This window comes from Pseudomonas sp. UBA5568 (genome assembly GCF_002425525.1).
Classification (GTDB): domain Bacteria; phylum Pseudomonadota; class Gammaproteobacteria; order Pseudomonadales; family Pseudomonadaceae; genus Aquipseudomonas; species Aquipseudomonas fulva.
The window spans coordinates 55,336-77,936 of the sequence record NZ_DIMK01000043.1 but is presented as its reverse complement, the minus strand read 5'-3'; the positions used below and the strand labels follow the sequence as shown (position 1 = coordinate 77,936).

Below are 22,601 nucleotides of genomic sequence, written 5' to 3'. Positions count from 1 at the left end.
TTTTGCTGATCAGCCCTGCTTCACTTCGCGCATGGGCTTGCCTTTGACCGGCGCGTCGTTGGCCACGTAGTACTTGGCAGTGCTGCGCGGCAACGGCTTGCGACCACGGATCTTGTCCGAGATTTTCTCGGCAATCATGATGGTGGTGGCGTTGAGGTTGCCGGTGATGATGATCGGCATGATCGAGGCATCCACTACACGCAGGCCCTGCATGCCATGCACGCGGCCTTCGCCATCGACCACCGCCATGTCGTCGGTACCCATCTTGCACGAGCAGGATGGGTGGTAGGCGGTTTCGGCGTGCTCCCGGATGAATTTGTCCAGCTCTTCATCGGTCTGCACATGCGCGCCTGGGCTGATTTCGCGACCGCGGTACGGGTCCAGCGCCGGCTGGGCCATGATTTCGCGGGTCAGGCGAATACCGTCACGGAATTCTTCCCAGTCCTGCTCGGTGGCCATGTAGTTGAACAGGATGCTCGGGTGCTGGCGTGGGTCCTTGGACTTGACCTGCACGCGGCCGCGGCTAGGCGAGCGCATCGAGCCCATGTGCGCCTGGAAGCCATGTTCCTTGACGCCCTTGGAGCCGTTGTAATTGATGGCAACCGGCAGGAAGTGGTACTGGATGTTCGGCCATTTGAATTCAGGGCGCGAGCGAATGAAACCGCCGGCCTCGAACTGGTTGCTGGCCCCGATACCGGTACCGTTGAACAGCCACTCCGCGCCGATGGCCGGCTGGTTCCACCACAGCAGCGATGGGTACAGCGATACGGGCTGGGTGCACGCGTACTGAAGGTACAGTTCCAGGTGATCCTGCAGGTTTTCGCCAACCCCTGGCAGGTCGTGAACGACCGGGATGTCCAGGCTTTCGAGCAGGGCGCGCGGGCCTACACCGGAGCGCTGCAGCAGTTGCGGCGTGGCGATGGCGCCGGAGCTGACGATCACTTCCTTGCGCGCGCGTGCTTCGACGCGCTCTTCGCTGTCGCCCACCAGGTAGCTCACACCAATGGCGCGCTTACCGTCGAACAGTACGCGGTCGCTCAGGGCGTGAGTCACGATGGTCAGGTTGGGGCGTTTCTTGGCCTGGTCCAGGTAACCGCGGGCAGTGCTGGAGCGGCGGCCATTCTTGGTCACCGAACGGTCCATCGGGCCGAAGCCTTCTTGCTGGTAGCCGTTGAGGTCTTCGGTGCGCGGGTAGCCGGCCTGTACGCCAGCTTCGACCATGGCGTTGAACAGCGGGTTGTTACCCGCCTTGGGCGTGGCCACGCTCAACGGGCCGTCGCCACCGTGATAGTTGTTGGGGCCGATGTCGCGGGTTTCGGCCTTGCGGAAGTACGGCAGGCAGTCCAGGTAGGCCCAGTCTTCCAGGCCTGGCAGCTCAGCCCAGCCATCGAAGTCCAGGGCGTTGCCGCGGATGTAGCACATGCCGTTGATCAGCGAGGAGCCACCCAGGCCCTTGCCACGGCCACATTCCATGCGGCGGCCGTCCATGTGCGGCTCCGGGTCGGTCTCGTAGGCCCAGTTGTAGCGGCGGCCTTGCAGCGGGAAGGCCAGGGCGGCTGGCATCTGGGTGCGGAAGTCGAAGCGATAGTCAGGGCCGCCCGCTTCGAGCAGCAGTACGGTGGTGCCTGCGTCTTCGGTAAGGCGAGTAGCCAGGGTGTTACCGGCAGAGCCGGCACCAACGATGATGTAATCGTATTCCATGGGGAAGCTTCCTCCGGAAGCAGTTGCGCGTCTGGCGCTGCACCTGGGTGCAGCTGGCCTCACGCGCAAATGGATGAGTGCTGCAAGGGCCGGTCGGTCAACGACCGGCGCTGTCCTGCAGCATGGGCTGGCGTGCTACGGGCGGTCAGAAGACCGACGCGTAGTCGCCCAGCTCGACCTGTACCGACTTGATGCGGGTGTATTGGGCCAGCGAGCTGATGCCGTTCTCGCGACCAACGCCCGATTGCTTGTAGCCACCCACCGGCATTTCGGCTGCGGACTCGCCCCAGGCGTTGATCCAGCAAATGCCCGCTTCAAGCTGGTGGATGATGCGGTGGGCACGGTTCAGGTCATTGGTGCACACGCCGGCTGCCAGGCCGTATTCGGTGTCGTTGGCGCGGCGGATCACTTCTTCCTCGGTCTCGTAGCTGAGGATGCTCATGACCGGGCCGAAAATCTCTTCCTTGACGATGGTCATGTCGTCGCGGCAATCGGTGAACACGGTCGGGGCCACGAAGGCACCCTTGCCGAAGTCGCCTTCGGTCAGGCGCTCGCCGCCACACAGTACGCGGGCACCTTCTTCCTTGCCCTTGGCGATGTAGCCCAGCACGCTTTCCATGTGCTGGAAGCTGACCAGCGGGCCGAAGTTGGTGTTTTCATCTTCCGGGTTGCCGGCACGGATGCGCGCCACGCGCTCGAGAATCTTGGCTTCGAAAGCGGCCTTGTGCTCGGCTGGGATGAACACGCGGGTACCGTTGGTGCATACCTGGCCCGAGCTGTAGAAGTTGGCCATCATGGCGATGTCGGCGGCCTTGTCCAGGTCGGCGTCGGCGCAGATGATCAGCGGCGACTTGCCGCCCAGCTCCATGGTCACTTCCTTGAGCGAGGAGCTCGAGGCGCTGGCCATGACCTTCTTGCCGGTGGTGGTGCCGCCGGTGAAGGAGATCTTCTCGATGCGCGGGTGCTCGGTCAGCCAGCTGCCGACTTCGCGGCCGCTGCCGGTCAGTACGTTGAACACGCCGTCCGGCAGGCCGGCCTCGGTGTAGATCTCGGCCAGCTTGAGGGTGGTCAGCGAAGTGACTTCCGACGGCTTGAAGATCATCGCGTTGCCGGCAGCCAGGGCCGGTGCGGATTTCCACAGGGCGATCTGGATCGGGTAGTTCCAGGCACCGATACCTGCGGTCACGCCCAGCGGTTCGCGGCGGGTGTAGACGAAGGACGATTCGCGCAGCGGAATCTGCTCGCCTTCGATGGCAGGGACCAGGCCTGCGTAGTATTCCAGTACGTCGGCGCCGGTGACGATGTCGACGTAGCGTGTTTCGGAGTAGGACTTGCCGGTGTCCAGGGTTTCCAGCATGGCCAGCTCGTCGTTGCGTTCGCGCAGGATGTCCACGGCGCGGCGCAGGATGCGCGAGCGCTGCATGGCGGTCATGGCCGCCCACACTTTCTGGCCGCGCTCGGCGCTTTCGACAGCCTTCTCGACGTCAGCTTCGGTGGCGCGTTGCACGTGGGCAAGCACTTCGCCGGTAGCCGGGTTGATGGCTTCGAAGGTGGCATCGGTGCCAGCGTCGACATAACCGCCATCGATGTAGAGTTTTTGCGTTCCGAAACGGGCCATAGTGTCCTCGCAAGTGCAATGTGTGAGTAGGCCGGGCGTCACGCTCCTGCCGTGCTGGCAGAGGCCGTGCGCCGTTTTTCAGCAGCGGGGTCGGTGCCCAGTGTGTGCTGCTTGGCCAGTTGTAGATCCATGTATTCGTAAGCGATCCGTATCGCCTGGTCAGTGTCGAAGGCATCCCCCGACAAGGCGCCACGCAGCCACAGGCCGTCGATCAGGGCCGCCAGCCCGCGGGCTGCCTTGCGTGCATGGTAAAGCGGCAGCACGCGGCGAAACTGGCAACACAGGTTGGAGTACAAACGGTGGTCATTGATCCGTTGCAATCTGTGCAGATCGGGCTGGTGCATGCTGGAAGCCCAGAAAGCCAACCAGGTTTTCATCGCCGGGCCATTCACCTGGCTGGCATCGAAGTTGCCCTCGATGATCACTTTCAGGTGGGCGCGCGGCGCATCGTCCGTCAACGCCTGGCGGCGCGCTCGCACGCCTTCGTTGAGCATGCTCATGATGTAGCCCATCGTCGCTGCGATCAGGCCGTTCTTGTCCCGAAAGTAGTGACTGATGATGCCGTTCGACACGCCGGCCAAACGGGCAATGAGCGCAATGCTGGCGTCCCCCAGACCGACCTGATCGACCGCCTGTAGCGTGGCTTCGATCAACTGCTGACGGCGGATGGGTTGCATACCGACCTTGGGCATCTTGCTTTCTCCTCAGGTCTGCCAGCAGACGACAAGCGTCTCACTCGGCGAAGACCAGTCTATTTTGTTTTGATTGAACGTTCAATCAATAAAGAATAAGCTCTGCGACAATTTGTGCCATTGACAGCCCATGTGGCGGCGCCAGCGGCATCGATTAAAACCTTAGGAAATCGCGCAAACCCAGAGCCGGCAAGGCTTGTAAGGGGGCGATCGATAAAGGACGCAGACGCCGTCGCAGCGTGAAAAACCTGCGACATGCCTCAGGATCGGGCGATATCCCTGTGACCAATGCGCGCATGTGCAACCGTGCGCAGCAGTTTGAAGCGGTGGTAACGGCGTATGTGTTGCAGCGGATCGGTTCGAAACCGCGATTCCCAGGGTGCTTTTATAACACCTGATGCAGTGGGGGTATTCCACCAAATGCTCAGGAAGACCGATTAGCCTCCACTGCCGTTCTGCCCGGAGCCTTCTTGCAATGAGTTCTGCCTCACTAACCAAACCCCCCGCCGAGAGGGTACGGGTCAACCGCGTGGTGTTCTACACCTCGGCGCTGATGATCCTCGTTCTGACTGCCTTGCTTATCGCTGTTCCTGAAACTGCCGGCCGCGTACTGGGCGTCGCCCAGCAGTGGCTGACGCGCAGTTTCGGCTGGTACTACATGCTGGTGATCTGCGGCTACTTGCTGTTCGTCATCTACCTGGCGTTTTCCGACTACGGCAAGCTCAAGCTGGGCGGCAAGGAAGATCAGCCTGACTTCAGCTATGGCGCCTGGGCCGGCATGCTGTTCTCGTCGGGCATCGGTATTTCGCTGTTGTACTTCGGCGCATCCGAGCCACTGGATCACTATTTCAATCCGCCCGAAGGCACGCCGGCCAGCCTGGAAGCGGCGCGTCAGGGCCTGCAACTGACGTTCCTGCACTGGGGCCTGCACGGCTGGGCGATCTACGCCCTGGTGGGCTTGGCCGTGGGGTACTTCGCCTACCGTCACAACCAGCCGCTGGCACTGCGCTCGGCACTCTATCCACTGGTAGGCGAGCGCTGGGTCAAGGGCGCTGCCGGCAACGCTGTGGATATCTTCGGCATGTTCGTGACCCTGCTGGGCCTGGTCACCAACCTCGGGATCGGCTCGATGCAGGTCGCATCGGGGCTCGAATACCTGTTCGGCATGGACCACAGCAAGACCAACCTGCTGGTAGTGATCCTGGTAATGGCTGGCGTTGCCACGGTGGCGGCGGTCTCGGGTGTGGAAAACGGCATCCGCCGCCTGTCCAACCTGAACATCGCGCTGTTCAGCGGGCTGCTGATCTTCGTACTGCTGGGCGGCCAGACCCTGCACCTGCTCAACGGCTTCGTGCAGAACGTGGGCGACTACCTCAACGGCATCGTGCTGAAAACCTTCGACCTTTATGTGTATGAGGGTGAGTCGGGCAAGTCAGAGCGCTGGTTGGGCCTGTGGACAGTGTTCTATTGGGCCTGGTGGATTTCCTGGGGACCGTTCGTGGGGATGTTCATTGCCCGGATCTCCAAGGGCCGTACCGTGCGCCAGCTGGTCAGCGGTGTGCTGTTGATCCCGCTGGGCTTCACCCTGGCGTGGCTGTCGATCTTCGGCAACACAGCCTTGGACCTGGTGATCAACCATGGCGCCGTCGAACTGGGCAAGACCGCCCTCGAGCAGCCGTCCATGTCGATCTACCAGCTGCTGGAATATTTCCCGGCCGCGAAGATCGTGATCGGCGTGGCCGTGTTCGTGGGCTTCGTCCTGTTCCTGACCCCAGCGGATTCCGGCGCAGTCATGATGGCCAACCTGTCGTGCAAAGGCGGCAAGGTCGACGAGGACGCCCCGCACTGGATGGTGGTGTTCTGGTCGGTGATCATCACCCTGGTCACCATCGGCCTGTTGTTCGCCGGCAACTTCGAAGCCATGCAGACCATGGTGGTACTGGCAGGCCTGCCGTTCTCGGTGGTGCTGGTGCTGTTCATGTTCGGCTTGTACAAGGCCATGCGACAGGACGTGACCATGGAGCAGGAGCGGGCCGAACTGGCCGCACGTGGCCGTCGAGGCTTCAGTGAGCGCCTGACCCAGCTCGAACTGCAACCGACCCAGGCTGTGGTGCAGCGCTTCATGGACAAGCAGGTCAGCCCTGCGCTGAAGGATGCTGCGGCTCAGTTGCAAACCCAGGGATTCGACGTCGAGACCCGGGTCGGCCAATCGCGCAACATGATGGGCCTGCGGGTGATGATGGAAGAAGGTAACCCCTTCGTCTATGAAGTCAGCCTCGACGGCTACATGGCTGCACCGACAGAAGCCCCGGTCGAAGGTGAGCCCGAGGTACGGCAACGCTTCTACCGTGCCGAAGTGTATTTGCACGACGGTAGCCAGGAGTATGACCTGATGGGCTTTGCGCCTGAACAGATCGTGCGCGATGTACTGGACCAGTTCGAGAGCCATCGGCAAGTGTTGGGGCGGGTATACAGCTGACGCTTGGTCCTGGCCTAGCAATATGTACGGCCGATGACCACACGTGCGTGGCTACGGTGGGTCTCCCGATTCAAGGAGGCCCACCATGCCCACCGCTCGAGCCGCTTCATACGACCTCAAAGCCCAGGTCAACGCGCAATTTTCAGGCAGGCCTACATTACGGCAAGTAGCCAGCCGGCAGATCATGGGTCTGCTGATCGAGCACTACCCCCTGATCGCCGTCCATCGCCCCACGCTCAAGGATGCCAACCAGCTGAGCCTGGTCAGAGCTAACCCCGATGGGCAAAGCGTATCGACCCTTCCGCTCGTGGACGAGATCCTCAAGGCAAAGCTGCACAACCGGGTGCTGGACTTCGCGCCAGTGGCCAATTTCAACCAGTATCTGCTGCTCGACGGCAAACATTTCTTCGCCATCCCAGATCCGTTCGAGACAGCAGAGGGCGATCAAATCGATCTCTTCGCTCTGCAACCTGCCTTCGAAGACCTGCTGCTTTTACTGGATGGCTACTTCAACGCGGCGCAGGTCGAGTACTGGCGTGCTGTCGGCAGCATGGGGGTCAGCCGTGACCGCTGGCTGCAACTGGTCTTGAAGACGGCGCTGCTGCACAACCTGTCACTTCAAGGCTTGAGCGCTCGGCAGCAGGCATGTTTGCGTGGACTCTTGGGCAGCCCCAGTGAGCGGCCGACGGTGTTCATGGTGGAGATGACCCGCCCCTATCAGAACACCACCGTTAGCCGATTCCTGCCCGATCTTATCGTGCAAGGGCAGTGGGATGAGGGTGAGACAGTGCTGTGGTGCAAACCGTCCGGCGTGGTCTGGGCGTTCGACACGCTGGATGAGTTCGCGCAGGCCCTGCAGCAGGAATATCCCGGCCTTGTGGACGAGCTAGAGATGGCCTGGCATCGGCATGAGCTTGAAGGGGATCCCTTTGCGCAGCAAACGGCCATGATGCAGGAACTCATGCTGGGGCAAGTGAACGACCTGTACAAGGCGCCATTGACCGACGTCACGCAGTTGGAAAACGCCTACTTTGCATTGAGCGATCCTGCGCAATGGTTCATCGAAGGTTATGTCGACCCGTCCGATTTCCAGAAAGCGCCGGTAGGTGTATTTCGGGTGGCAGCAGCCGATAGCTTCGCTTGCCAGAGCGCCTTTTTCGAAATTGCCCTGGCCCAGGCCGACTCGGACGGGGAAGGGGCACTGTCCGGGATTCTCGATCTTCACAGCTACACCAGTCAGCAATTGCGAAAGCAGCTGTTGCAGGACCATCCGGTTGATGCCAATTACTTTCCCGATGATGTGCTTCTGGAATTGAGCACTGCCTACGGGGTTCCTGGCGGGGCAGGTACAGGCGCCGGCGACGGCGTTGTGGAAAAGCGCACTATCACGTTGACGGAGTTTGCCATTGGTAACCTGAGTTCGCTCGGGCAAGCGACCATCACCGCCATCGGCCACCGTGAAGATCAGCTGATCATGGATTGGTTGACCGTTGATTACCTCAAGCAGCTTGTCTGGCGAGTAGACATCGGTGCTACTTACCCAGCGTATGTGGTCACCCATCTCGACGACGCGCAGCGCCAACCTGAGCGGGTCAAACGCTTCGCAGGAGAATGGCGAAGCGCATTGCTCAATAGCGCCTTGCTGGCGAAATTGACGCAACAGTTGAGCGAAATCGGCCTGCAGGCTATTTCCGATTATTGCGGCGGTAGGCTGGACGCAGCGCAACCGGCCAGCACACTGATGCCGTTCGCATTGCGACGTGCGCCGGACAGTGAGCAATACGATCGGGTGCATGGCATGTATGTCTTGGTCAATCAAACCCCAGGGACCGTTGTGCTGTACAGGCCCCTCTACGGCGGGAAGGCCGTGCTGGAATTCACCAGTACGGACGCTTTGATGGCTCAGGTGCGCGACGATGCTGAGCTGCAGACCAGCATCCTTGACTGGCTCACGCCTGAAGTGCGTCCGGTCTACGACCACGGCGGCTTCAGCGAGCCTCATCTGGGGCATTCGATCATCGATACCTCGATCTTGCCCGGGCGTGTAGCGCCTGCTCAGTTCTGGGCCAAGCCTTGGTTGGATGCTGTCGATCTCAAGCTGTACAGAGCCAACCGCGATTTGCTGGTCGATTTGGCCGAGCGCAGCTCGGTTTCCAACGCAGAAAGCCAGTGGGCGATTCTCACTCAAGGTGCCTGGTTGCTGTTCGATGTCGCTTCTATGGTGGTAACAGGGCCCGTCGGCGCCATAGCCTGGATGGTCCAAACGCTCAATGCCGCGGCGGCCGACGAAAAAGCCATCCGAGAAGGTACGGCGTTCGAGCGCTCGGCTGCCATTGTGGATATCGTGCTCAACCTGGTAATGGCACTGGGGCATGTGTTCGGACCAAAAACTGCCGCCAAGCCGGTAGAGTTACCCGATGCCATACGCCCTTCAACGTTGGCGCCGGGGTCGACACTCCCACTGCTGGCCGATGCCGATATGCCCATGCAAGGCAAAGTCTACCTTCCTGGGCCGGTCACCAAGCCGCAGGCGATCATGGATTTCTCCTTCTCTGGTGGGGAAGGGTTCAATGCCTTGCCGGCCGAAATGCGCAGCAAGGTCTTGGGGTTGCGCGTGCAGATCGATCTGGAAGAGCACTCGCCCGCTTCCAGCGGGGAGGCCGCAGGTCTTTACACGGTCGATGGGCAGCGCTACGCAAAAATGCTGATGGGCACCTTTGCTGTATCGGTTGATACCGAGGGTGTGCGGATCGTTGATGCGCAGGGCCAGCCTGGCCCGTGGTTGAGGTATGTGGGGGGAGCGTGGCGTATCGACTCGGGCCAACGCTTGCTCGGCGGTATGCCCAAGAGCCGTCTTCAGCTTGTGCGCGAAGAGAACATGCGCCGCGAAGAGAGCATGCGTGAAGAGGATGCGCGCTTGACGTATGCGCGCGAAACATTGGCCGAGACCTATGACCGACATGCTTCTGAAGTGGATAAGACCACCGAAAAACTTGAGGAACTCGAGCGAGTCGAAACGCCCGATGCACAGCAGCTGGAAATGATCAGTCTACTGCGCCAAGTCAGAAGGGGGCAGCGCCAGTATGTGTGCAAAGACCTGGACGCACTCATCAAACACGACAGCGAGCACGACGCTCTGCTCATGTCGGGCGGATCGGTAAGACCTTCCAGTCAGCTCGTCTCGACCACGGTAGCGTATCAACGCAGTATTATCCGACGTGGCCTGTTGAGGTCCTGCGAGATGTATTACAACTTGCTGGCGGATATGATCAATGAGGAGTCCATAGACGCACAGCTTGAGGAAATCGCAGTCCTCCCTACCACTGAGCAGGAGCAGCAACGCTACAAGCAATTGACCGCCTCGCTCGAACGCGTGACGCAGTGGGCCAAAGACATGCTGGCCTTGGCCGCTAAACTTGATCCTCTACTTGAGAGCACCCGAGCCGACAATGACATTGTGTTCCAGGACGAGGATGGCAAGAGCGAAAACAAGCATCTTGAACTGACCCGAATCATTCAACAGCGCCAATTGAACGCCATTGATCTTGAGTTTCGACTGCTTGAAGACCTCGGCGAACTGTCAGTTGATCGTCTCCGGGGCGCCTCTGAAAAGCAGATCAACGAGTACAACGAAATGTTGGTTGGAAAGGCACTCAAGAGTGCGGGCAGTGCACATGGTGAATTGGCTGGCAGTAGCCTGTCTGGCGAAGAGCGAGTCGCTGTGCTCAATGACGTGATCGATGCGTACGAAGAGACCATTGGCAGGGCGCAATACCTGGCCGGCGCCAAACCTGAAGCTATCCGGCTCGATAAGCTCCAGCAGTATCTGGAAGAGCTACGCCGGTTGAAGCTGTTGGCCAACGAGGAAATGCAGGCCAATCTTCGTGAGGTCGAGCAGACCAAGACCTCTGCACCACGCGCTCCCGTCTATGCGCCGCGTGGCGGTGTGCGTCGAATGGTCAGGACCCAGCAGGGACGTAACGTTGTGGGTGTCGAGAGCGTCGACGACGCAGGCCTGCCCGTGGTGCAGCAAGTGGACAGTCATGCGAAGGTGTTGCGAACCTTTCGCCGGCAGAATAGCCAGTGGCAAGAGATCGAGCCCTTAGGCACGACCGAACATTCGCCTGGCCCTGCCATAAGGCTAAGCGAACTGCGCCGACAAGCGCAGAAGCTGATCGATGGCGTTGATGCCACGGTTGCGATGGCAAGGAAATTTTTCGCCAAGAATGAGCCCCTGGGATTGACCACGATTGTCGATCAGCACGTCAAAGACCTCGAAAGCAATCTGGCGCTTTTGCCCCGAACGGATGCCGAGAGTGCGTTGAGAGGGCGAATCGAGCATGCAATCACCGAGCTCGAAGACCATCGTCAGGAGCTGCTCAAGACGTATTACCTGACCTGCAAGACCCCTACCTTGAACGCGCTCAAGTTCCTTCACGGACTGGGTGAGATCAGCATTAGTCAAGCCGATCGCAGGGTGCCGTTGGGAGCAAACGATTACTTGGACACCTACGAGATCAAACGGGCGTCAGGCAAGCCTATCTGGGAGGCTCACTTTCACTACCCCGCCGTCGACACGCCGGATCGAGAATTTTCTCGAGGGCATCTGAAATTGTGGGAGCAGCGCAGGCTTGGGCATCAAGCCGTGTTGCGGGCCGCGAAGAAACAGGAAGTGCTCTCCATCTACCGTGGCCAGCTACGCAAAGGCGATGTCGAGGGCATCATTCCATTCGGGTAACGCTGTTGACTGTGATGGCCTGTGCTCTGTTCGCCGCCCGGGGGGCAGGGTTCAGACGTCACCGACGTGCCTGCGCTGGCATGAAGGCACGCGCTCGACTCGCTTCGCAGGCCCGCACGCGACGCCCGCTCAACGATTGCTGTAACGGCCTTGCTTGCCGTGGGCGGGCATGGCCAGGTTGCTTCGTTCAGCAATCATCTGTTGCAGGTTGATCAGCTTCACACCCTGTCGCGCGAGGGTGGGTAGCTCGCGCTCCAGCACTTCGAGGGTTTGTGGATACGGGTGGCCAATCAGCACCGCTGACCCCTGCTTGCGCGCCAGGGCGATGCCTTGGTGCAGTTGGCGCGTGATTGCCTCTGGCGTGCGCTCGTCATCCAGAAACACATCCCTGGACACGTTCGCCGTACCCTGTGCCTGAGCTTGTGCCGCGGCCACGGTCGCGGCGCTAGTGCGGCTGTCGACGAAGAACAGGTCGCGTCGCTGTAGCTCGCCCATCAACCAGGTCATGGCGTCGCGTTGTGCAGTCATACGGCTGCCCATGTGGTTGTTCACACCAGCGGCATAAGGCACCTTGGCCAAGGCTGCATCAAGACGCCTGGCAAGCTCGGCCAGCGGCACGCCGGGGTGCCAGGCATAGGGCCCGGTAGCCGGGTCCATGGGCATGTGCAGGATGACGGTTTTACCCGCCTTGTGCGCTTGGCGGGCGAAGTCGGTGGCATGCGGGGTGTCAGGCATGATGGCCATGGTCACCGGCCCCGGCAGCGCCAGGGTTCGGCTGTCGCGTTCGGGGCTCTGACCCAGGTCATCGATGATGATGCTCATGTACGCCTGGCCGGTGGGCGCTGCGTGCGCCACGCCCGCCACCAGCCCGATCAGCAGATACAGCAAATAACGCATGGGTGGCTCAGCTGCCTTTGGTGATGTTCAGGCCCTTGAGCAGACTCAGGGCCTGGCTCAGCTGGAAGTCGTTGTCCTGAGGCCGCTCCTTGCGCTTGCTGCTGCCTGTGGGGCGGTCGGCGCCACCATTGCCGTTACCCAGGTGCCCTTGCAGGTCGGCTTCCTTGAAGTTGTCGTTGTCCGCTTCGGCCGTAAGCTTGGCCTGGCGGACCTCGATGTCCGGCACGATACCCTGGGCCTGGATGGAGCGACCGTTGGGGGTGAAGTACAGGGCAGTGGTCAGTTTCAGCGCACGGTCGTTGGCCAGTGGCAGCACTGTCTGGACCGAGCCCTTGCCAAAACTGTCGGTGCCCATCAGCACGCCGCGCTTCTGGTCCTGCAAGGCGCCCGCAACGATTTCCGAGGCCGAGGCACTGCCGCCGTTGATCAACACCACCAGTGGCACACCTTCGCTGGCATCGGCGGGGTCAGCCGAGAAGCGCAGCTCGGAATTGGCGATCCGCCCTTTGGTGTACACGATCAAGCCCTTGGTCAGGAAATGGTCAGCCACTTCCACCGCCGACTGCAACACGCCCCCCGGGTTGTTGCGCAGGTCCAGGATCACGCCACGCAGCTTCTTGCCGTTGTCCTTGCGCAGCTTGGCCAAGGCCTTGCCCACTTCGTCGCCGGTCTTGACCTGGAACTGGGTGATGCGGATGTAGCCGTAGTCGTTCTCAAGCAGCTGGCTCTTGACGCTCTTGACCTGAATGACTGCACGGGCCAGCGTCACATCGAACGGCGTACCCCCGTCGCGCACCAGCGTCAGGGTGATCTTGTCGCCCACCTTGCCGCGCATCTTGTCCACGGCTTCGGTCATGGTCTGGCCACGTGTCGGTGCGCCGTTGATCTTGACGATCAGGTCCCCCGCCTGGACACCAGCCTTGGACGCCGGCGTGTCATCGATGGGCGAGACGACCTTGATGAAGCCGTCTTCCTGGCCGACTTCTATGCCCAGGCCGCCAAATTCACCACTGGTACTTTCCTGAAGCTCCTGGAAATCTTCAGGGCCCAGGTAGGCCGAGTGGGGATCAAGGTTGCTGAGCATGCCCTTGATGGCGTTTTCCAGCAGGGTCTTGTCATCGACAGGCTCGACATAGGCCGCCTTGATGCGGTCCATGACTTCAGCGAAAGTGCGCAGCTCTTCAAGCGGCAGCGGCGCCTTGGCCGTTACCTCTGTGGCCGGCACGGCTGCCGCCTTGGTCGGCTCTGCGGCAACGGCCAGGGGTGCGCCGACCGCCAGGGCGATGGACAGGGCCAGCTGGGTAAGACGGGGCGAGTGCAGCATGTCGAACGAACTCCTGATCCTGTAGACGCTCCCTTCGGAGCATGGGCACAGCACACGCTGCGCCACATAAGTTTGACTAGCCGCGGCACCACTGAGAGGGGTCGGAAGGCCGGCCCTGCTGGCGGATGGCGAAATACAGACCGGCAGCCTCCTGGCCACCACTGTCGCCGACTGTCGAAATGGCTTCGCCCGCCTTGACGACGTCACCGGCGCTCTTGAGCAGGCTCTGGTTATGGCCATACAGGCTCAGGTAACCATTGCCATGGTCGAGAATGACCAGAAGACCGGCGCCACGCAACCAGTCGGCGAACACCACACGGCCTCCATGGACAGCCCGCACCTGGGTACCGGGGTTGGCACTGATCATCACCCCGTCCCACTTGGCGCGTGAATCACCGCCGCGGGCATCCCCGAAGCGTGCCAGCAATCGACCATTGACTGGCCATGGAAGTTTTCCGCGGGAAGCAGAAAATGCACCGCCATAACTGGCACCGTCGCTCGAAACCATGGGCCCGAGGGTCGCGCGGGCCTTGCGAGGTGGCTCGACCGGCTCGGGTGCCTTGTCCCGGGCTGCGGCGGCGAGTGCCTCTTGCTGGCGGCGTTTTTCCGCTTCCTGCTGGGCCAGCAGTGCGCGTCGACGAGCCTGCTCGGCTTCACGCGCCTGGCGGGCCAGGGTTTCCTCGATGGTCTTGAGCACCTTGGAGAGGTCGGCCTGGTCCTGCTCGCGGGCGCGCAACTTCTGGTCGCGGTCTTTCACATCGCCGTTGAGTTTGGCCAGCACCTCGCGGCGCTTGCCCCGCTCGACTTCCAGCGCCTGACGGCGGGTGTCGAGGTCGGCGCGCTGGGCCAGCAATTGCGCTTGTTGACTGCCGATGTCGCGTTCCACACCGGCCAGTTGGCGCAAGGTGTCATTGAAGGCGCGCAGTTGCTCCAGGCGTGCCTTGCTGAGGTAATCGTAGTAGGTGAGCGTTCGCGCAAATTTTTCGGGGTTCTGCTGGTTGAGCAGCAGCTTGAGGTATTCCTCACGGCCGTTCTGATAGGCCGAACGGGCCTGAATGGCGATCAGCCGCTGTTGTTCAACGCGGGCGCTCTGGAGTTTTTTTTTCTCGGTATCAAGGCGCTCCAGCTCGCCTTCGGTCTTTTTTAGTTGCTGCTGCAGGGCCTCCACCTGCTTTTCCAGGTTGCCGATGTCGGTTTCGGTGGCCTTTAGGTCTTTCTGCACACCTGCCTTTTCTTCCTGGAGCTTGCCCAAGGTTTTCTTGAGTTCGGCGATGTCCTGGCGGGTGGCGTCCAGTTGCTGCTGGGTCTGTGCGCGCTCATCGGCGAACGCCGGGGTAAGCAGGCAAGACAAGGCGAGAAGGATCAGGGCGCGAAGCATGGGTTTGGCATACCGGGGATGGAGACTGGCCTAGTATGAATGAGCGGCAGGCTGCACGCTACACGCCACAGGAAGGGGCCGTGAACCGGCACGTGCTTCGTGTGGCGTGTGGCATGACCGTCAGGCGTCGATCAGGATGGAAGTGCCTGTCATCTCGGCAGGCTTCTCCAGCCCCAGCAGCTTGAGCATGGTCGGTGCCACGTCTGCCAGCACGCCGCCTTCGCGGACCTTGAGGTTGCGCTTGCCTACATAGATGAACGGTACTGGCTCGGTGGTGTGCGCGGTGTGCGCCTGGCCGGTGGATTCGTCTTCCATTTGCTCGACGTTGCCATGGTCGGCCGTGATGAGCGCTTCGCCGCCAACCTTTTCAAGCGCCGCGACGATGCGGCCCATGCAACCATCCAGGGCCTCGACGGCCTTGACTGCCGCATCGAACACACCGGTATGGCCAACCATGTCACCGTTCGCGTAGTTCACCACGATCACGTCGTGGCGCTGCTGCTCGATGGCTTCGACGATACGGTCGGTGACCTCGGGCGCGCTCATTTCCGGCTGCAGGTCATAGGTGGCGACCTTGGGCGATGGGATGAGGATGCGCTCTTCGCCTTCGAATGGCTCTTCGCGCCCGCCCGAGAAGAAGAAGGTGACATGCGCGTACTTTTCGGTCTCGGCGATGCGCAGTTGGGTCTTGCCGTTGTTCGCCAGGTATTCGCCCAGTACGTTGTGCAGGCTGGCCGGCGCGAAGGCGGCCGGCGCCGGGATCTTGGCCGAGTATTGGGTCAGGCCGATGTACGCCGCCACTTTCGGCAGGCGCGCGCGCGGGAACTCGTTGAAGTCAGGCTCGACGAACACGCGCGACAACTCGCGGGCGCGGTCGGCGCGGAAGTTCATGAAGATCACCGCATCGCCATCTTCGACCTTGACGGGCTCGCCGATGCGCGTGGCCTTGACGAACTCATCGCTCTCATCGCGGGCGTAGGCTGCTTCAAGGCCGGCCAGGGCAGTATCGGCAGTGTATTGCGCGTCACTGTCGACGATCAGGTTGTAAGCGGCGCTCACCCGGTCCCAGCGGTTGTCGCGGTCCATGGCGAAGTAGCGGCCGATGAGGCTGGCGATGCGGCCTTTGCCCAGCCGGGCGAAGGTGGCGTCAAGCAGCTCGATGGAGGATTGGGCGCTGCGCGGCGGGGTGTCGCGGCCATCGAGGAAGGCGTGCAGGTAGATTTTTTCGGCACCACGCTGCGCAGCCAGCTCGGCCATGGCAACGAGGTGGTCCTGGTGGCTGTGAACGCCACCGTCGGACAGCAGGCCGAGAATGTGCACGGCCTTGCCAGCGCCCGCCGCCGCATCGACCGCACCCGTGAGCACCGGGTTGGTGAAGAACTCGCCGTCACGAATGGCCTTGGTGACGCGGGTGAAGTCCTGGTAAACGACGCGCCCGGCGCCCAGGTTCATGTGGCCGACCTCGGAGTTGCCCATCTGGCCATCCGGCAGGCCGACATCCATGCCCGAACCGGAAATCAGGCCGTGCGGCTGGGTAGCCTGCAAGCGGTCGTACACCGGCGTATTGGCGGCGTGGATGGCATTGTATTCAGGGCTTTCGCTGTAACCGAAGCCGTCCAGGATGATCAGGACCAGGGGTTTGGGCGTGCTCGTCATCAATCAAACTCACGGTTGTTCAAAGATGATAAAGACACGCATTTTAGGGCAAATGCGCCGGGTATGGGCGAATAATCGTCCTCGAACCCGACCGGTGCACCCATGCGGCAATGTGTAACGGCGCTTGATCGGCGCTCCGGTCAGGCTTTGGTGGCACCGGGCTGGTGTGTATACTGGCCGGCATTTTCAATCGCGTGGAACACCCCAGATGGTTGCTAACCTGATTCAATTCGCGACAAACCACTACCTCCTGGTGGCGATCTTCGTCGTTCTGCTGGCGGCCTTGCTGGTCAACGAAATCCGCCGTGGCGGGCAGAGCCTGAGCAATGGGCAACTCACCGCCCTGGTCAACGCCGACAAAGGGCTGGTGATCGATATCCGCCCGGCCAAGGAATATGCTGCCGGTCACATCGTCGGTGCGCTCAGCATCCCCCAGGACAAGCTGGCCACCCGCATGACCGAGCTCGAAAAGCACAAGGACAAGACCCTGATCGTGGTGGACGCGATGGGTCAACATGCCGGCACCGTGTGCCGCGACCTGCTCAAGGCTGGTTACAACGCTGCCAAGCTCAGCGGTGGCGTTTCCAGCTGGAAAGCCGACAACCTGCCTTTGGTGAAGTGATATGAAGCCTGTCATCGTCTATTCCAGCGACTACTGCCCCTACTGCATGCGTGCCAAGTACCTGCTCCAAAGCAAGGGTGTGGCATTCCAGGAAATCAAGGTCGATGGCAAGCCGCAGGTTCGCGCTGAGATGACCCAGAAGGCCGGCCGCACCTCCGTGCCGCAGATCTGGATCGGCAGCACCCACGTCGGTGGCTGCGATGAACTGCATGCCCTGGAGGGCGCCGGTAAGCTCGACGCACTGCTGGCCGACTGATTTTTGCACTGCATTCCCAAACATTAGGATAAGGATCTGCCATGACTGACCAACAGACCACCGGCGCTGCTGCAGAAGACAACAGCCCTCAGTTCTCGATGCAGCGCATCTATGTGCGTGACTTGTCGTTCGAAGCCCCGAAAAGCCCGCAGATCTTCCGTCAGACCTGGGAGCCGAGCGTCGGGCTGGACCTGAACACCAAGCAGAAGGCCCTGGAAGGTGACTTCCACGAAGTGGTGCTGACCCTGTCGGTGACGGTCAAGAACGGTGACGAAGTCGCCTTCATCGCCGAAGTGCAACAGGCGGGTATCTTCCTGATCAAGAACCTGGATGCCGAGTCGATGAGCCACACCCTGGGTGCGTTCTGCCCGAACATCCTGTTCCCGTATGCTCGCGAAACCCTGGACAGCCTGGTGACCCGTGGTTCTTTCCCGGCCCTGATGCTGTCGCCGGTCAATTTCGACGCGCTGTATGCGCAAGAAATGCAGCGTATGCAGGAAGCCGGCGAAGCACCCACCGTGCAGTGATCGCCCGCTTCACCAAAAGCGCCCTCAGTGGCGCTTTTTGTTTGTCTGGCGTACAGCCCCACGCCGGCAGGCCCCGTAGAGCATTGCGCGGCTGCCTGACGCTAAGTCAGCTACCGGCAAACCCGTTCTGACGCCAGGCTTCGTACACCGTCACAGCTACCGTGTTGGACAGGTTCAGGCTCCGGCACCCGGGGCGCATGGGCAGTCGCAGTCGTTGTTCGGCGGGCAGGCTGTCCAGTACATCCGTCGGCAGGCCGCGGCTTTCGGGGCCAAACAGAAATGCGTCGCCAGGCTGGTAGGCCACTTCATGGAAAGGGTGCGAACCCTTGGTCGTGAAGGCGAAGAGCCTTGGCTGGCCCAGGCTTTCCAGGCAGTGCGCCAAGCTCGGGTGGCGCTTGAGCGTGGCATACTCGTGGTAATCGAGGCCTGCGCGGCGCAAGCGCTTGTCGTCCAGTTCGAAGCTGATGGGCTCGATCAAGTGCAGCGCGCACCCGCTGTTGGCGCACAGGCGAATGATGTTGCCCGTATTGGGTGGAATTTCGGGTTGAAAAAGGATGACGTGAAACATGCACGGCTCCAAGCATGAAGATGGTGAGCATTCTACCCCTGAACCGGACGTGCGATCGAAAGCCTTCCCCCGGGTGATGCTTTCACTGGCAATCGTGGGCGTGATGATCGGTTTGATGATTGGCCGTCTGACCGCGCCCGTGGAGCGCGAGCTGCAGCAGGTGAGCGTGGCGCAAGATGGGTTGGTGTTGTGGTTCAACGCAGAACCCAAGCTGCATGGGGAGAACGTGGAAGGTACCGTGGCGTTGCTGTTTCAGGCCAAGGGCCGCTCCCAGCGAGGGCAGTTGACCGTGCGTGGCAAGCCGGTCAGCTGGCGGGTGCAGGACAGCCAGGAGGGCCTGCTGTTGACGGTGGTGGCTGCGCGTACGCTGCAGGGCCACTGGTCCAGTGAAGAAGTGTCTGGACGCTGGCGGGTGCAGGTGGACCTGCGCGAATAAAAGAGGGGATTCCCGGCCTGCCTGTACCAAGGTCCCCGAAACGTGTGCGTGAGCGAATAAAAGAGGGGTCACCTGGCCTGCCTGTACCAGGGCCCCCGAAACGGATGTTATCTGTCCTGTTGCAGGTGCCGTGCCAACTTCTGAGCCCCGCTATAACAGGGTGAAAAGGGGAAAACGGCCAGTGTTTGCGGCCATTTGTGCCTTCGGGCGGTGCGTCTGGCACAGAAACGGTGCAACCATGCGCCTAAATGAAAAAGGGCCGCGAAGCGGCCCTTTTCAGGTGTTCTGCAGTCGTCTACGCCTGGTGGTCTTCACCTTCCTCTTCGTCACCACCGGCTACGTTCATGCCTAGTTCCTTGATCTTGCGCGTCAAGGTATTGCGACCCCATCCCAGCAACAGTGCCGCATCTCGGCGCCGCCCGGCGGTGTGCTTGAGGGCCGTCTCGATCATGATGCGCTCGAAACTCGGAACGGCGCTGTCAAGCAGGCTGGTCTGCCCGCGCGCCAGTGCCTGGTCCGCCCACTGGCGCAGTGCTTGCTCCCAGTTGGTAACCGGTGCGGCATCCTGTGGCAGATTCAACAACTCAGGTGGCAGGTCGCCGATCAATACCTCACGGCTCGAAGCCATTACCGTGATCCAGCGGCAGGTGTTTTCCATCTGGCGCACGTTGCCCGGCCATGGCAGGTTGCGGATGAACTCCTCGGTCTCTGGCTTGAGTACCTTGGGTTCTACCGATAGCTCCTGGGCCGCCCGGGCCAGGAAGTGGCGGGCAAGGGCGGGAATGTCTTCACGGCGGTCCGCCAACCGAGGGATATGAATGCGGATGACGTTCAGGCGATGGAACAAGTCCTCGCGGAACTTTCCGGCCTGCACCAGCGCTTCCAGGTTCTGATGGGTAGCAGCAATGATGCGCACGTCGACCTTGACCGGAATGTGGCCGCCTACGCGATAGAACTCGCCGTCGGCCAACACACGCAGCAGGCGCGTCTGGGTATCGGCCGGCATGTCGCCGATCTCATCGAGAAACAGCGTGCCGCCGTCCGCTTGTTCGAAGCGCCCTCGACGCAGGTTGGCCGCGCCGGTGAAAGCGCCTTTTTCATGGCCAAACAGCTCCGACTCCATCAGGTCCTTGGGGATCGCCGCCATGTTCAGGGCGATGAAGGGGGCGGCTGCGCGCGGGCTGTGCCGATGCAGCGCGTGGGCGACCAATTCCTTGCCCGTACCGGACTCGCCATTGATCAGCACGGTGATGTTGGAATGGCTCAGACGGCCGATGGCGCGGAACACCTCTTGCATCGCCGGCGCTTCACCGATGATTTCAGGGGTGCGCGCCAGGTTTTGTGGCACTTCCAACCCTTGCTGCTCCTGGGCGTGCTGGTTGGCACGCTTGACCAGGGCAACCGCTTCATCCACATCGAAAGGTTTGGGCAAGTACTCGAAAGCACCGCCCTGGTACGACGCCACGGCGCTGTCCAGGTCCGAGTGCGCGGTCATGATGATGACCGGCAGGCGCGGGTGCTGGTCGCGTATCTGCGCCAACAGCTCCAGACCACTGGAGCCAGGCATGCGGATGTCGGAAATGATCACGTCAGGCTGCTGACGGGCCAGTCGGCCCATGACGCCCTCGGCACTGTCGAAGCTCTGGGTGGTCATCCCTTCCTGTTGCAGGGCTTTTTCAAGGACCCAGCGAATGGAGCGATCATCGTCGACGATCCATACGGTTTCACTTCGGCTCATGAGGCGGTGGCTCCTTGTTCCAGGGGCAGATAGATAGAGAAGGCGGTGTGACCTGCGTGGCTTTCACACTCGATCAGCCCCTGGTGCTGACTGATGATGTTTTGGGTAATGGCCAGGCCCAGGCCGGTACCGTCCGGGCGACCACTGACCATGGGATAGAAAAGGGTGTCCTGCAGCTCGGCAGGGATGCCGGGGCCGTTGTCGATGATCTCGACGCGCGCCACCAGGCGATGGCGCACGTGACCGATGGTGAACTGGCGCAGTGCCCGGCTGCGCAAGGTGATGCGGCCCAGGCGCAGCTCATTTTGCGAGCTGATGGCCTGCATGGCGTTGCGCACGATGTTGAGCACAGCCTGGATCATCTGTTCGCGGTCGATCAGCACGTCCGGAAGGCTAGGGTCATAGTCACGCGCCAGGGTGATGCAGCCCTGGCTCTCGGCCTCCACCAGGCTGCATACCCGCTCCAGCACCTCGTGGATGTTGGTCATGGCCAGCGATGGCAGCTTGTTCGAGCCCAGCATGCGATCGACCAGGTTACGCAGGCGGTCAGCTTCTTCGATGATCACGTTGGTGTAATCGCGCAAGCTCTCTTCGGGTAACTGACGCGCCAGCAATTGTGCTGCACCGCGGATGCCGCCCAAGGGGTTCTTGATCTCATGGGCCAAGCCGCGCACCAGCATCTTGGTGGTCTCCTGCTTGCTTAGCTGGGCTTCTTCCTTGGTGATGCGCAGGAGGCGATCGCGTGGGTGGACCTCCAGCAGCAGCAGGGTCTGGCTCAGGTGCAGGATCGGTGTAACGGCATAGTCCACCGTGATGGTCTGCCCCGTCAGCGAGGTCAACTGGGCTTCACGCTTGGTAAAGGGGTGTGCCTGCTCCACGGCCTGGCGCAGCGAGCTCAACGCTTCGGTGGACTCGGTGAACAGCTCGCTGATGAACTGCCCGTGGCTGCGCTGGCCACTGACGGCCAGCAGCATTTCGGCGGCCGGGTTCATGTATTCCAGCCGCAGCTCGGCGTTGAGCAGCAGCGTGGCCGTGGTCAGGTTGTCCAGAAGCAGACGGTGTTGTGCATCACTGATGGTCATGGTGCGGCGTCGACCTCTTTCGGTGCTTGCTGGCAAAGGAGCCGCGCTGTGCGCGACACATCCAGTGGTTGCTGTTGGTCTGGAAATGCAAGAAACAAACCAAGGCGCCGAAAAGAGGCAGATTCGACAGGATCCTGTAACTTTTCGCCCAGATTCGCACCAGAAGACGCTGCATTAACGTTTCAGGTGCTTCATTTTGGAATAAATAACGGTGCAACCAGGAAATTGCTGCACCATTTTGGAGCATAGGGCTTTTACGAGGGATCGCAAAGCTGGCCAGTTGCCCTGATCATGCCCTGCTTCATCAGCGGTGCATTTGGCCGGCTTGCAATAGCGCTAGCCACGCGCTGCGCACAGGCCCGCCCGTCCTGACGCCTGAATGCCGCAAGCTGTTCAAGCAATTGACTTTCGAGCCTGTCCAGCTGCGGGCGAATGACCGTTTGCAGGTCCTCCCGCAGGTGGTGCGGCGCTTGTCCTGCCAAGCGCCATTGGTGCAGCAGGGTGTACTGCACAAGCTTGTTGGCTTCCATCTGGTCGGCAAAAAAGGCTTCGGTATCGTGCGGGGCCAGGCCAAACACAGGTGCAGCCACCTGCACGCGCATCAGGACCTCTTGCTCGCGTTCAGTGGCTTGCACGGGTTGCCCTTTGTCCCACTTGTGCAAGGCAACGGCCTGCGCAATGGCCAGGCGCTGCTCAATGGTAGCTAACAACGGCTCAAGAGCAGGGTGTTGCGGTGCAGCAGCAGTGCAGCCAGTCAAGCTGAACGCTGTAAACAGACAAAGCAGTCGATTGCGCATACAGGGTGCCTCCTAGGGGTGGAGGTCTGATTCTGAGAGGGATGGGCAACGCACCGAGGTAGGTAACTTCCGAAATGCCTGAAGTCCAAAAC

At 61.2% G+C, this 22,601-nt stretch carries 17 protein-coding genes; 6 read left to right on the top strand and 11 right to left on the bottom strand.

The genetic code is table 11. The features are described from left to right. Positions 1-9 precede the first annotated feature (9 nt). The 3 genes from betA to betI all read right to left on the bottom strand — a co-directional run bounded on the left by betA (position 10) and on the right by betI (position 4,011). Complete coding sequence (betA, locus tag B2S33_RS13630) at positions 10-1,701, bottom strand: choline dehydrogenase (RefSeq protein WP_288650486.1); 1,692 nt, start codon at positions 1,699-1,701, stop codon at positions 10-12. Positions 1,702-1,846: 145 nt separating this feature from the next. Further along, positions 1,847-3,319 carry a betaine-aldehyde dehydrogenase gene (gene betB / locus B2S33_RS13625; protein WP_023532870.1) on the bottom strand — a complete coding sequence of 491 codons (1,473 nt, stop codon included), beginning with the start codon at positions 3,317-3,319 and terminating at the stop codon, positions 1,847-1,849. A 38-nt stretch (positions 3,320-3,357) separates the two neighbouring features. After that, positions 3,358-4,011: a transcriptional regulator BetI gene (gene betI, locus B2S33_RS13620; RefSeq protein ID WP_023533018.1), complete on the bottom strand. Its 654-nt coding sequence runs from the start codon at positions 4,009-4,011 to the stop codon at positions 3,358-3,360. A 475-nt stretch (positions 4,012-4,486) separates the two neighbouring features. On the opposite strand from betI, the gene B2S33_RS13615 reads away from it, so the two are divergent. Together B2S33_RS13615 and B2S33_RS13610 are read left to right on the top strand one after the other, a co-directional pair. Then, a complete protein-coding gene (locus B2S33_RS13615) occupies positions 4,487-6,490 on the top strand; it encodes a BCCT family transporter (RefSeq protein ID WP_110606980.1) in 2,004 nt (667 codons plus the stop codon). A gap of 85 nt (positions 6,491-6,575) precedes the next feature. Further along, a complete protein-coding gene (locus B2S33_RS13610) occupies positions 6,576-11,228 on the top strand; it encodes a dermonecrotic toxin domain-containing protein (RefSeq protein WP_288650484.1) in 4,653 nt (1,550 codons plus the stop codon). Between the two features lie 129 nt (positions 11,229-11,357). Here B2S33_RS13610 and B2S33_RS13605 read toward each other — a convergent pair whose 3' ends face one another. The 4 genes from B2S33_RS13605 to gpmI form a co-directional block, all read right to left on the bottom strand. Beyond that, positions 11,358-12,125: a divergent polysaccharide deacetylase family protein gene (locus tag B2S33_RS13605; protein WP_027914080.1), complete on the bottom strand. Its 768-nt coding sequence runs from the start codon at positions 12,123-12,125 to the stop codon at positions 11,358-11,360. 7 nt (positions 12,126-12,132) lie between these two features. After that, a complete protein-coding gene (locus B2S33_RS13600) occupies positions 12,133-13,449 on the bottom strand; it encodes a S41 family peptidase (RefSeq protein ID WP_023533072.1) in 1,317 nt (438 codons plus the stop codon). Positions 13,450-13,525: 76 nt separating this feature from the next. After that, positions 13,526-14,827: a murein hydrolase activator EnvC family protein gene (locus B2S33_RS13595; RefSeq protein WP_288650482.1), complete on the bottom strand. Its 1,302-nt coding sequence runs from the start codon at positions 14,825-14,827 to the stop codon at positions 13,526-13,528. A gap of 120 nt (positions 14,828-14,947) precedes the next feature. After that, complete coding sequence (gpmI, locus tag B2S33_RS13590; protein ID WP_027914078.1) at positions 14,948-16,483, bottom strand: 2,3-bisphosphoglycerate-independent phosphoglycerate mutase; 1,536 nt, start codon at positions 16,481-16,483, stop codon at positions 14,948-14,950. A gap of 208 nt (positions 16,484-16,691) precedes the next feature. Here gpmI and B2S33_RS13585 point away from each other — a divergent pair, with 208 nt between their 5' ends. The 3 genes from B2S33_RS13585 to secB are packed head-to-tail and all read left to right on the top strand — an operon-like array spanning position 16,692 to position 17,888. Continuing rightward, a complete protein-coding gene (locus B2S33_RS13585) occupies positions 16,692-17,105 on the top strand; it encodes a rhodanese-like domain-containing protein (RefSeq protein WP_023532978.1) in 414 nt (137 codons plus the stop codon). Between the two features lies 1 nt (position 17,106). After that, positions 17,107-17,361: a glutaredoxin 3 gene (grxC, locus tag B2S33_RS13580; protein WP_027914077.1), complete on the top strand. Its 255-nt coding sequence runs from the start codon at positions 17,107-17,109 to the stop codon at positions 17,359-17,361. A gap of 41 nt (positions 17,362-17,402) precedes the next feature. Beyond that, positions 17,403-17,888 (top strand): protein-export chaperone SecB, encoded by a 486-nt coding sequence (gene secB / locus B2S33_RS13575; protein WP_023532907.1) that lies wholly within the window; start codon positions 17,403-17,405, stop codon positions 17,886-17,888. Positions 17,889-17,994: 106 nt separating this feature from the next. Here the strand turns inward: secB and trmL are convergent, their stop codons facing one another. Then, entirely contained in the window at positions 17,995-18,456 is a 462-nt protein-coding gene (gene trmL / locus B2S33_RS13570) for a tRNA (uridine(34)/cytosine(34)/5-carboxymethylaminomethyluridine(34)-2'-O)-methyltransferase TrmL (RefSeq protein ID WP_027914076.1), read from the bottom strand. Between trmL and B2S33_RS13565 the strand changes: the two genes are divergently transcribed. After that, complete coding sequence (locus tag B2S33_RS13565; RefSeq protein ID WP_288650481.1) at positions 18,455-18,892, top strand: hypothetical protein; 438 nt, start codon at positions 18,455-18,457, stop codon at positions 18,890-18,892. The genes trmL and B2S33_RS13565 overlap by 2 nt on opposite strands. Before the next feature lie 295 nt (positions 18,893-19,187). Here the strand turns inward: B2S33_RS13565 and ntrC are convergent, their stop codons facing one another. From ntrC to B2S33_RS13550, 3 genes are all read right to left on the bottom strand, one after another. Continuing rightward, a complete protein-coding gene (ntrC, locus tag B2S33_RS13560) occupies positions 19,188-20,630 on the bottom strand; it encodes a nitrogen regulation protein NR(I) (RefSeq protein ID WP_027914074.1) in 1,443 nt (480 codons plus the stop codon). Beyond that, positions 20,627-21,712, bottom strand: a complete 1,086-nt coding sequence (glnL, locus tag B2S33_RS13555) for a nitrogen regulation protein NR(II) (protein WP_027914073.1) — start codon at positions 21,710-21,712, stop codon at positions 20,627-20,629. The genes ntrC and glnL overlap by 4 nt, the downstream gene beginning before the upstream one ends. A gap of 254 nt (positions 21,713-21,966) precedes the next feature. Further along, positions 21,967-22,509: a chorismate mutase gene (locus tag B2S33_RS13550; protein WP_140174844.1), complete on the bottom strand. Its 543-nt coding sequence runs from the start codon at positions 22,507-22,509 to the stop codon at positions 21,967-21,969. Positions 22,510-22,601 lie beyond the last annotated feature (92 nt).

Coding starts and splice junctions, on each gene's coding strand:
- ntrC (WP_027914074.1), bottom strand. CDS start 20,630: ATGAGCCGAAGTGAAACCGTATGGATCGTCGACGATGATCGCTCCATT.
- betI (WP_023533018.1), bottom strand. CDS start 4,011: ATGCCCAAGGTCGGTATGCAACCCATCCGCCGTCAGCAGTTGATCGAA.
- B2S33_RS13615 (WP_110606980.1), top strand. CDS start 4,487: ATGAGTTCTGCCTCACTAACCAAACCCCCCGCCGAGAGGGTACGGGTC.
- B2S33_RS13600 (WP_023533072.1), bottom strand. CDS start 13,449: ATGCTGCACTCGCCCCGTCTTACCCAGCTGGCCCTGTCCATCGCCCTG.
- B2S33_RS13595 (WP_288650482.1), bottom strand. CDS start 14,827: ATGCTTCGCGCCCTGATCCTTCTCGCCTTGTCTTGCCTGCTTACCCCG.
- B2S33_RS13565 (WP_288650481.1), top strand. CDS start 18,455: ATGCACGGCTCCAAGCATGAAGATGGTGAGCATTCTACCCCTGAACCG.
- gpmI (WP_027914078.1), bottom strand. CDS start 16,483: ATGACGAGCACGCCCAAACCCCTGGTCCTGATCATCCTGGACGGCTTC.
- grxC (WP_027914077.1), top strand. CDS start 17,107: ATGAAGCCTGTCATCGTCTATTCCAGCGACTACTGCCCCTACTGCATG.
- trmL (WP_027914076.1), bottom strand. CDS start 18,456: ATGTTTCACGTCATCCTTTTTCAACCCGAAATTCCACCCAATACGGGC.
- B2S33_RS13605 (WP_027914080.1), bottom strand. CDS start 12,125: ATGCGTTATTTGCTGTATCTGCTGATCGGGCTGGTGGCGGGCGTGGCG.
- secB (WP_023532907.1), top strand. CDS start 17,403: ATGACTGACCAACAGACCACCGGCGCTGCTGCAGAAGACAACAGCCCT.
- B2S33_RS13585 (WP_023532978.1), top strand. CDS start 16,692: ATGGTTGCTAACCTGATTCAATTCGCGACAAACCACTACCTCCTGGTG.
- B2S33_RS13610 (WP_288650484.1), top strand. CDS start 6,576: ATGCCCACCGCTCGAGCCGCTTCATACGACCTCAAAGCCCAGGTCAAC.
- B2S33_RS13550 (WP_140174844.1), bottom strand. CDS start 22,509: ATGCGCAATCGACTGCTTTGTCTGTTTACAGCGTTCAGCTTGACTGGC.
- betB (WP_023532870.1), bottom strand. CDS start 3,319: ATGGCCCGTTTCGGAACGCAAAAACTCTACATCGATGGCGGTTATGTC.
- betA (WP_288650486.1), bottom strand. CDS start 1,701: ATGGAATACGATTACATCATCGTTGGTGCCGGCTCTGCCGGTAACACC.
- glnL (WP_027914073.1), bottom strand. CDS start 21,712: ATGACCATCAGTGATGCACAACACCGTCTGCTTCTGGACAACCTGACC.